The sequence below is a fragment of the Microcoleus sp. B4-C2 genome (genome assembly GCF_036705265.1).
Taxonomy (GTDB): Bacteria; Cyanobacteriota; Cyanobacteriia; order Cyanobacteriales; family Microcoleaceae; genus Microcoleus.
Genome location: NZ_JAUBUB010000090.1, coordinates 17,713 through 26,566, shown reverse-complemented (window position 1 = coordinate 26,566; position 8,854 = coordinate 17,713). Strand labels below are relative to the sequence as shown.

At 44.7% G+C, this 8,854-nt stretch carries 6 protein-coding genes; 1 reads left to right on the top strand and 5 read right to left on the bottom strand.

Going from position 1 to position 8,854, the window contains the following annotated elements; translation table 11 throughout:
• Positions 1-611: 611 nt before the first annotated feature.
• The 5 genes from QUB20_RS22450 to QUB20_RS22430 form a co-directional block, all read right to left on the bottom strand.
• Positions 612-1,670, bottom strand: coding sequence for a potassium channel protein (locus tag QUB20_RS22450; RefSeq protein WP_333249510.1), 1,059 nt, complete (start codon positions 1,668-1,670; stop codon positions 612-614).
• Between the two features lie 265 nt (positions 1,671-1,935).
• Positions 1,936-4,749, bottom strand: coding sequence for an AAA-like domain-containing protein (locus tag QUB20_RS22445; RefSeq protein WP_333249508.1), 2,814 nt, complete (start codon positions 4,747-4,749; stop codon positions 1,936-1,938).
• Positions 4,750-4,768: 19 nt separating this feature from the next.
• On the bottom strand, positions 4,769-5,290 hold the full coding sequence (locus tag QUB20_RS22440) for a type IV pilin-like G/H family protein (RefSeq protein WP_333249506.1): 522 nt from the start codon (positions 5,288-5,290) through the stop codon (positions 4,769-4,771).
• A gap of 125 nt (positions 5,291-5,415) precedes the next feature.
• Positions 5,416-5,976, bottom strand: coding sequence for an SPFH domain-containing protein (locus tag QUB20_RS22435; RefSeq protein WP_333249504.1), 561 nt, complete (start codon positions 5,974-5,976; stop codon positions 5,416-5,418).
• Positions 5,977-6,153: 177 nt separating this feature from the next.
• Positions 6,154-6,699, bottom strand: coding sequence for an NfeD family protein (locus QUB20_RS22430; RefSeq protein ID WP_333249502.1), 546 nt, complete (start codon positions 6,697-6,699; stop codon positions 6,154-6,156).
• A gap of 175 nt (positions 6,700-6,874) precedes the next feature.
• Between QUB20_RS22430 and QUB20_RS22425 the strand changes: the two genes are divergently transcribed.
• On the top strand, positions 6,875-8,692 hold the full coding sequence (locus tag QUB20_RS22425) for an AAA-like domain-containing protein (protein ID WP_333249498.1): 1,818 nt from the start codon (positions 6,875-6,877) through the stop codon (positions 8,690-8,692).
• The last annotated feature ends 162 nt before the right edge of the window (positions 8,693-8,854 follow it).

Here is an 8,854-nt window from a genome sequence, read left to right as displayed (position 1 = left end):
AGAACTCTCCGACCTGAGACAAAAATCAAAAAATGATGCAGCCAGGAAAAATTTTCCCGATTTCCCAGAGCCGGCCGGAAGTTTCCTCTCGCTGGTTTAGAGATTCGTAATCGAACGGTCGTGGGTTCAAATCCCACCATCGGCTTAGGGTTTCAGCGATTTTTGTCTATCTTTAGTCTATGATTGAGCTCAAACTGTGATCAAAACGCAGTTTAACTGCTCAAAAATGCTCTCGGCTACTTTGCCGAGAGCATTTTTATTTGCCCTAAATCCTTGTGTGGTGGAGATGGTGAATTTTTAAAATCATATCGTTTCCGGTTGCATCGGTATTGTTCAAATGTCCAAACAGTCCGTTGTCATATCAATTCCGGTTGTATTATCGGAATGATGAAACCGCAGAGGACACAGAGGATACAGAGAAAGGGAAGAGAGAGATGAATAATTCCGATGCCAACGGATTTGATATCATATCGTTTCCGGGTTGCATTTGAATAATAAAATTGAGTCAACATTTAACACTCAACAATTCAGTTTTTCGACCCAGAGTCAACAGTCAACAGTTAACAGTCAACAGTCAAGAGGAGTGCAACCGGAATTGATATGACATCGTATTAATTCGGGGGCCGGGGGAGGCGAAAACTCAGGGGACTGAGGATTTGATTGAGAGTTCGCAGTTGTTGTGCAGTACCCAAACAAATCAGCATATCTCCTCCTTCGATCGCAGTTTCTCCGGTAGGCCCGACAATCAAAGTCCCGTCAGCGCGCCGCACTGCTAAAATCAAGGCCCCCGATTGCGATCGCAACTTGGCATCTCTCAAAGTTTCCCCAACGTAGACACAACTATTGGGATCGACCAAAAATTCCTCCATGTAAAAAGAACTATCAGTCCCGGTCAAAACACCGTCTAAAAAATCCATAACTTGAGGCCGCAAAGCAGCCGCCGCCATGCGTTTTCCCCCGGTAATGTAGGGGGATACGACGGCATCGGCGCCGCCCCGCTGCAACTTCTTTACGGCTTCTTCTGTGGTGGCGCGGGCGATCGCCCGTACTTTCGGATTCAGAGTTTTCGCTGACATGACAGTGTATAAATTCTCGGCATCCGAAGGCAAAGCTGCTACTATGCAAATTGCGCGATCGATCCCCACACTCAGCAAAATTTCGTCCAGAGTCGCGTCTCCTTGGACAGCCGTGTACCCCAGTGCCAAGGCTGCCTCAACCGACTGTACCGCCGAATCTATGACCACAAAAGGAATATTTTCGGCCTGAAATTCCAAAGCAATCTGGCGGCCAGTGCGCCCAAAACCGCAGAGAATGTAATGCCCGATCAAAGAATCTACCAATCGTCGCTGCTGCCTAATTCTTGCTCCTTCTTGAAAATATCCTTCAATCAGTGCTTCTGTAAAGCGGTTGACAATGAAACCAATCACAATCACGCCCATCAAAATCAGGCATATGGTAAACATTCGCCCGCGTTGACCGAGGGGCTGAAGTTCACCGTAGCCGACAGTTGCTAGGGTAAATACTGTCATGTAAGCGGCATCGAGCAAAGACCATTTTTCCACCTGCCAATACCAGAGAGTACCTGTGCAGAAAATGCCGCCCAGGGCGATGACTCCGCCCGTTAAGTCTTTTTGCAGGCGCTGGTACTTTTGTTCTAGAGTTGAATACACCGATCGGGCTTACCTATTACCTATTAGCTGCTACCAATTTTAACGATATCAGCCCTAGACGCAGGGGCGGTCAATCGATTTTAGATTTTCGATTTTAGATTTTCGATTGACCCCACGGATAAATGCGGGGGCTTGAGGATTTTAGATTTTCGATTTTGGATTGATTCCACGGATAAATCACGTGGCGGGTACCACCTTTGAAAATCTTGGTCAAAAAGCCAGTTTCTGCCTACATACTTTGCTGCAAAACTCACGAGTTTGAGTCTCAACCGGGTTTTTTTTGCCTAATGCCTGATTGAGTTTCAATCCCGTCGCAGAGGTGGCGATTGCTGGGATAGGCGATCGGATTTGTCTGAAAATAATTGCGGGCTCCATCGCAACCCTGCTGCAACAAATCGTCAAGATTAAAATTCCACAGCATCACCGTACCGTCAGCGCTAGCAGTAGCGATCGCTTTGCCGTCTGGACTAAAACTCGCACTCCAAACAGCATCCTTATTACCTTTTAAAGTTTTGAGCAATGTACCGTCAATGTTCCACAGCCTCACCATTTTGTCTGTGCTTGCAGATAGCAACATTTGACTGTCGGGGCTAAAGCTGATATTTGTCACTCCACTTGTATGCTTTAAAATACTTAGCGGTGTGCCGTCTTTGCTCCAAATTCTCGCAGTTCCCCCAGCACTTGCAGTCGCCAGCATTGCTCCATCTGGACTGAAAGCTACACTCATTATTTTATCACTTTCAATCTGTAAAGTTCGGAGCAATTTGATATCGGAGCTTGCTTCAATTGACTGCTGTTTTTGCAACTTTTCCACAATCTTTCTCAAACTCCAAAGTTTAACAGTGCCATCAGTAGCAGCCGCAGCAATTATCTGACCGTCTGGGCTAAAACTCGTGCTGGTTATCCAACCTCGCTCCACTTTTAAACTTAACAATTCTTCACCGTTTATTTTCCATAGCTTAACTGTTCCATCGGCACTTGCTGAAGCGATGATTTTACCATCTGGACTAAAAGAGACGCTGGTTATTTGACTGCGGTGTCCTTTTAAATCATGAATTAGTTTGCCATCTTTTTGCCAAATTTTGATAGTTTGGTCGTTGCTTGCTGAGACAAGTATCTGACCGCTAGCATTGAAAATAGCCCTGATAATTTTATCGGTATGCCCGGTTAAGGTTGCTTGAAAAGTTCCATTTGTTTGCCAAAGCTTGATATAATTGTCATCGGTAGCAGTCACAATTGTTTGACTGTCGGGACTGAAACTCACGAAAGCAAGGGTACTGGCTTGAGTCTGCAAGCGGCGGCGTTCCCGAAAGTTGTAAACGGCCTGTTCGAGGGCGATCGCCACTCGCATCTGAATATCTGAACTCACTCCGAGCGATCGTTTCATTTCTCTAACAGCTCTGATGCTTTCTAGCAAAGCTTCTTCTTTTTTATCCGCAGCAAATAGCGTTTCTGATAGCAAACTGAGAGTGAGAATTTTGTAGTTTCTTTCTTCGATTGACGGTTTTACCCAAAAAGTTACTATCAGGATTGATATTAATATGACTGCGGCTCCTGTAACTGTTTGCACTCTCAGTTGTTGCTCGCGCCAAAGTTTAGCTGCAATCACTTTTTTCTGCTTTTGTGCTTCGCTTAGTTCCTCTAATAACTTTTTTTCGCGGCGCAGTTGTTCAATTTCAGCTTGAGTTTGTTTTTCGCGATCGCGCAATTTGGCAAATTCCGCTTCTTGACTCGCACCTAAAAATTGATAATCTTGGGTGTTTAAGCTTTTATTTGCCGCCCACTGTCGGGCATCTTCCAGTGCTTGACCCCGCAACAAGCGAGATTCGTCTTGACAATTTGTAGCTATCCATGCTGTTAGGGATTCAGCATAGGGGCGCAAGTCGCCGAGCGCTTTTTCTACCCAGTTATGGCTGAATATAGCTGCGTAAATGCGGTTGGATACGGTTAATTTCCCGGCTCGTTTTACTACTAATCCGCTCAGCCGCAATTCTGTTTGTTCGGGAGTATCATCGGCGCAGATCCCCCCTACCAGGGCGGGCACGGGGGCACCGCCCCTACAATCGGGGGGTTCTGAAAGTGGCAATATTTTTTGATATAGTCCTAATAACCTACTGGCGCGGTGCGGACTTCTGAGAAGGCGATCGCGAATTGTTTTAATGTGTACCGGTTCATCGGATGATTCCCAATTATCAATAATATGAGATTGCACGATCTCGCTAATTAATAATTGATTTGTAGTAAAATTTTTAGTTTTGCTTTCATCCGTTGAATCTGATATAATAGAAGCAGACGCTAAATTTTTTAAATGGTGTAGAATCAGCTTGCAAAGCTTTTGAGTCAGAAATGGCTGCCCTCCAGTCCAGTCCAAAATCTCTTTTAAAACCTCTTGAGGATTCTCTACTTTTCCCTCAAATCCCTTTGCTAAAGGCAGAGCTTCTTGTAAGTTAAAACCGTGCAATTCAATAGGTAAACCGATATTGAAGGGCGTGCGAGTTGCATCGCTAATTAAATCCGATGGGGTAGCTACTCCCAGCAAAGCAAATGTAATGCGCTGGTATTCTGAATTGTGAGCGCGTTTATTGTAGCAACATCTAATTAATGCAAAAAAATCGTCTAGCGGTTCTTGGAAACTCAGAACGCTATCAATTTCATCAATAAAAATGACCAGGTTTTGAGAAATTTTGACCAGCAGCAATTCTTCAATTAACTCTCCTAAGCGCTGCACCGGCGACATCAACTCTCTCTCCCGCCACCAAGCCATAAACTCGACTGGGTTAAACAGGTTGAAACTGCACAAGAGTTTGTAAGCGACGCCGCCGTACCACTTATCTAGAGAGACTTGCTGGTTGCCAATGTCCGAAAGGTCGATCGTAGCACAAGCAATGCCATCAGCGGAGAGTTTTTGTACCGTTCGCACCAGCAAACTGGATTTGCCCATTTGTCGGGAATTGAGAACGTAACAAAACTCTCCAGCTTTCAGGGCTTGATAAAGTTCTGAGTCAGCTTGTCGCACTACATAAGTAGGTGCATCTTGCGGGAGACTGCCGCCGATTTGATATTGGTAATCGACTGTCATGATCTTGCCTATAATTAGATTATCTGGTCACTTGTGTTGTGCCTGTGCTACAAGCAAGTTTACCATTTTCATAGGTGGGTTCCGCTGGTTTAATTGTACCGGGAGAATCAGCTTGGCAGAATATGGATATTGTTGTTATTATTCCATCTTTAGCAGCCTTGGGCTCAATTTTTTTAACAGGAACTAGAAAGACACCGCCGACATAACTCTTAAGTTGTGGTTGCTTGGAGACTCCATAATTAAAAGCAGTTTGCTTTGTGGCGCGAACTGAATACTTGTATTTTGTTGTCTCCGTTTTTATCCCAATTTCCAAAGCATTAACAGAAGTGGCAAAAGCACTTTTTTCAGCAAAGTGAGCTTGCTGCGCCTTGTTCATTGAGCTCACATACTGTTTTGCTTCCGACTGCTTGCTTCTATTGGTATTATTTAGATAAAATGGCAGAGCTATCCCATTCATTACTCCAATACCGGCTATAAGTAATAAGCATCCACAACCGCGACAAGCTGCATTGCGAACTATTGATTCTTGATTATTAGTCATGGTGTTGTCTCCTTAAATGGTATATACAATGCGAATTAAAGTCGGCGAGGCAGAGCCTCTGGATCTGCGTTACCAGGAAGAGCCTGGTAACGAGGAAAACGAGGAAAACGAGGGAATACTAATCTCTAAGCTCGCAGCTTTTGTACTTCTTTACGCTCGACGGATGTTGGCTGAATCACTTTACTGCCGATCGCAAAATCGCGCAATTCCACTCTCGTAAACTTCACACCCCAAGGATCTGTCGTTGTATCCAACTCCTCGACTAAAGCATTATTAATCTCATGTCGAGCCGTGTAGAGTTCCTCAACAGATAATTTAGCAAGGTGAGTCCGAATTGAAAGAATCAGCATATTTAACATCGCTTCCTTGAGATTCTGCACTTTGTAGGAAGCTTTTTCTAAGTCAATGATTCGCCAGTACACAATAAAATCAACGGTGACGGAAACCCGATCGCGCGTCGTGCATTCTTGCGGTGACAGCCTTAAAATTTGCTCGCGCAGAGTTTGTTTATAGGCGACTTGTTCGACAAAGGGAATCAAAAAGGTTATACCCGGTTCGAGTTTCTTGCGATCGTACTTTCCGAAAATTTCGACTAACGCCTCATCTCCTTGACGGACGATTTTTACGCTGCTGGCTAAGGATACTCCGGTGATTGCAAACAAAATCGTCAAAAAATAGTGATACATAGTGAATCTCCTGCTAATTTTAAGCTGTGAACTAAAGATGATAGGATTTGCACATTGGGATTTAGAAACCGGGTTTTTTACGAAAATATTTCGTTAGAGCCCGCAGATTCGGTAAAAAACCCGGTTTCTCAACACAGCGTGCGTAATTCCTGAATGAATTGAGGTTAGTGCCAAGGTTTAGCCGTTGATGTGAATTAATCTGTCAGGTACAACAATCAACGTGTTTCCTTCGCGGCGCAAAACATAAACTTTTTGTCGGGGTGCGATCGCCCCTTGGGAATCTTCATTGCGAGCTTTCCAGGAAGCCCCTTCATAAATCACCATTCCGGTTTCTCCGGGGAAAATTTCGGAGATTGTTGTCGCTTCCGTGGCTTCGGGAATGACAAACTTTTTGCGAACAATGAAAATCGGTCGAATCCAGATGCTCAGCGCGAGGGCTATCCCCATCCAGTAGAAGATTTGCCAGTCAAAATCTTCATACATTATGTTCGCCCAACTAAACTGAAATGCTACAGATCCTCTCCACAAAATAAATGATTCAATTACAGCCGAAGCTCCCATCATTAGCAGGTAAAATCTGTATTTTTGGGGCTGAGTTTTGATGATTAATAGCTCCATCGCACTAAGCACAACTCCGAGTAGCAACCAGAATAGGGGCGGGGTGAAGGCGAAACCTGGTTGATTAGTGGCTGAAGCCAGCGACCAAATTAGGATAGAATACACAATGCTTTTACCTCGTTTTGATGGGATTCAACCTTGTTATTTCTAATCTAATCAGGCGGCTATTTGAGTTGGCGACTGAGTTATTTGAAAAATCATCGACTTTTCATCGACTTTTCATCGACTTTAGGGGCGGTTGGCATTTATGATGGTTTCAGTGTTTTGATTGTGATAAGCAATGCCACGATCGCTAAGGGTGCGCGAAGAGTGCATTCGCGCAGTTAAATCCTGTCTCCTGAGAAATGGCTTTCCCAGTCAGAAAATTCTGGCTGAGGATTTAGGGATGGCCCAATCTACAGTCAGCCATTTTCTGAATGGCAAACCTGTGGATTATGCCAATTTCATCGAAATTTGTCGCGGATTGGGGCAGGAATGGCGCGATATAGCCGATTTTGAGGCGAATTCAGAGCCAGAGGAGGTAGTGCTGGTGAGGGCTAAAGTGGCGATCCTCTTCGTTGGCGTAGCCCCCGTAGGGGCGGGCTTTCCTTCGGATCGCTTCGCTAACGCCAACGTCCGATCGACCTCACACAACACCCTTTCCCAGCAGTTACACCAAGCTTTGAGTGCGGGAGGTCACGAAGTCTTTTTTATTAACAACAGCAGCGACTCAGCCTCATATTTAAAGCGTTGCGATTATTTGCTGTTGCTGATTTCGGAAGAATCGGCCGCTAGCGAAATGATATTGGAACAAGTGCAGCTAGCCAAAGAATTGCACAATCTAACTTCTCACAAACCAGCAATTTTACCGATTTTAGTTGAATTAAATACACCGCTTTCCTTTGACTTACTCAGCTATTTAGCAGGAATTCAGCCCTGGCTGTGGCGCGGTGTTGGCGACTCATTTAAGTTAATATCACAAATTTTAACCCTTATCAAAGAAGGTCGCACCTCGTTAACTGCCGACCATGAATTGGCTGTAGAGTGGAAAGTAATTACTAGCACCAAACAGTCAATAATTCAACCCCTGCCAGCAGCGCCGCCAGAATTGCCGGGAGGACAAGTTGAACTCACTTCTTGTTTTTATATCGATCGCCCTCCCATCGAATCCCGCTGTTACGAGACGATCGCCCAACCGGGAGCCCTGATCCGTATAAAAGCGCCCAGACAAATGGGCAAAACTTCCTTGATGGCGAGGATTTTGCATCACGCAGAAGTGCAAGGTTCTCGCACGGTAGCGCTGAGTTTTCAGCTAGCTAATCGGAAAATATTCGCTAATTCAGATACATTTTTGCAGTGGTTTTGTGCTAGCATCGGTCAAGAGTTAGGAATGCTGGAGCAGTTGCCAAAGTGTTGGGAATTAGCCGATTTGATTGGCAGCAATCAGTGCTGCAAGGCTTATTTTGAACAGTATTTGCTGTCTGAATCCTCAAAACCTCTGACGTTAGGCTTGGATGAGAGCGATCGCCTGTTTGAATCGCCGGAAATTGCCGATGATTTTTTTGGCTTATTGCGAGCTTTGCACGAAGAAGCAAAACGGCGCGATATTTGGAAAAAGTTTCGCTTAATTGTGGTGCATTCGACGGAAGTATATATTCCGCTGGATGTGAATAAATCGCCGTTTAATGTGGGTTTACCGATTGAATTGCCAGAGTTTAATTCCCAGCAAGTGCAAGATTTGGCAAAGCGACACGGATTGAATTGGAGTGGGAATGAAGTTGCAGAATTGATGGGGTTAGTGGGCGGAAATCCTTATTTAGTGCGACTAGGAATGTATCATATTTCGCGTCAAGATGTGACTTTAGGTCGGTTAGTGAAAGAATCTGCAACTGAAGCGGGAATTTATAGCGATCATTTGCGGCGGCATTTATGGAATTTAGAGAAATATTCGGAATTAATGGAGGGGATGAGAGAGATTGTGAGTATTTCCCAGCCAGTTAGATTGAGGTCAGAATTGGGGTTTAAGTTAAATAGTATGGGGTTGGTGAAATTGGATGGAAATCATTGCATTCCGAGATGTCGGTTGTATCAGGAGTATTTTGGCGATCGGCTAGGTTGATAGTTAGAGGTTGTACCAGTCTCAAGAACGGGCAAGATGCCCGTTCCACAAGAAGATTGAGTTTTTTAAGAACGGGCAAGATGCCCGTTCCACAAGAAGATTGAGTTTTTTAAGAACGGGCAAGATGCCCGTTCCACAAGAAGATTGAGTTTTTTAAGAACG

Bases quoted from the DNA above. Each gene is read 5' to 3' on its own strand.
- QUB20_RS22440 (WP_333249506.1), bottom strand. From the start codon at position 5,290: ATGACTAATAATCAAGAATCAATAGTTCGCAATGCAGCTTGTCGCGGT.
- QUB20_RS22425 (WP_333249498.1), top strand. From the start codon at position 6,875: ATGCCACGATCGCTAAGGGTGCGCGAAGAGTGCATTCGCGCAGTTAAA.
- QUB20_RS22435 (WP_333249504.1), bottom strand. From the start codon at position 5,976: ATGTATCACTATTTTTTGACGATTTTGTTTGCAATCACCGGAGTATCC.
- QUB20_RS22445 (WP_333249508.1), bottom strand. From the start codon at position 4,749: ATGACAGTCGATTACCAATATCAAATCGGCGGCAGTCTCCCGCAAGAT.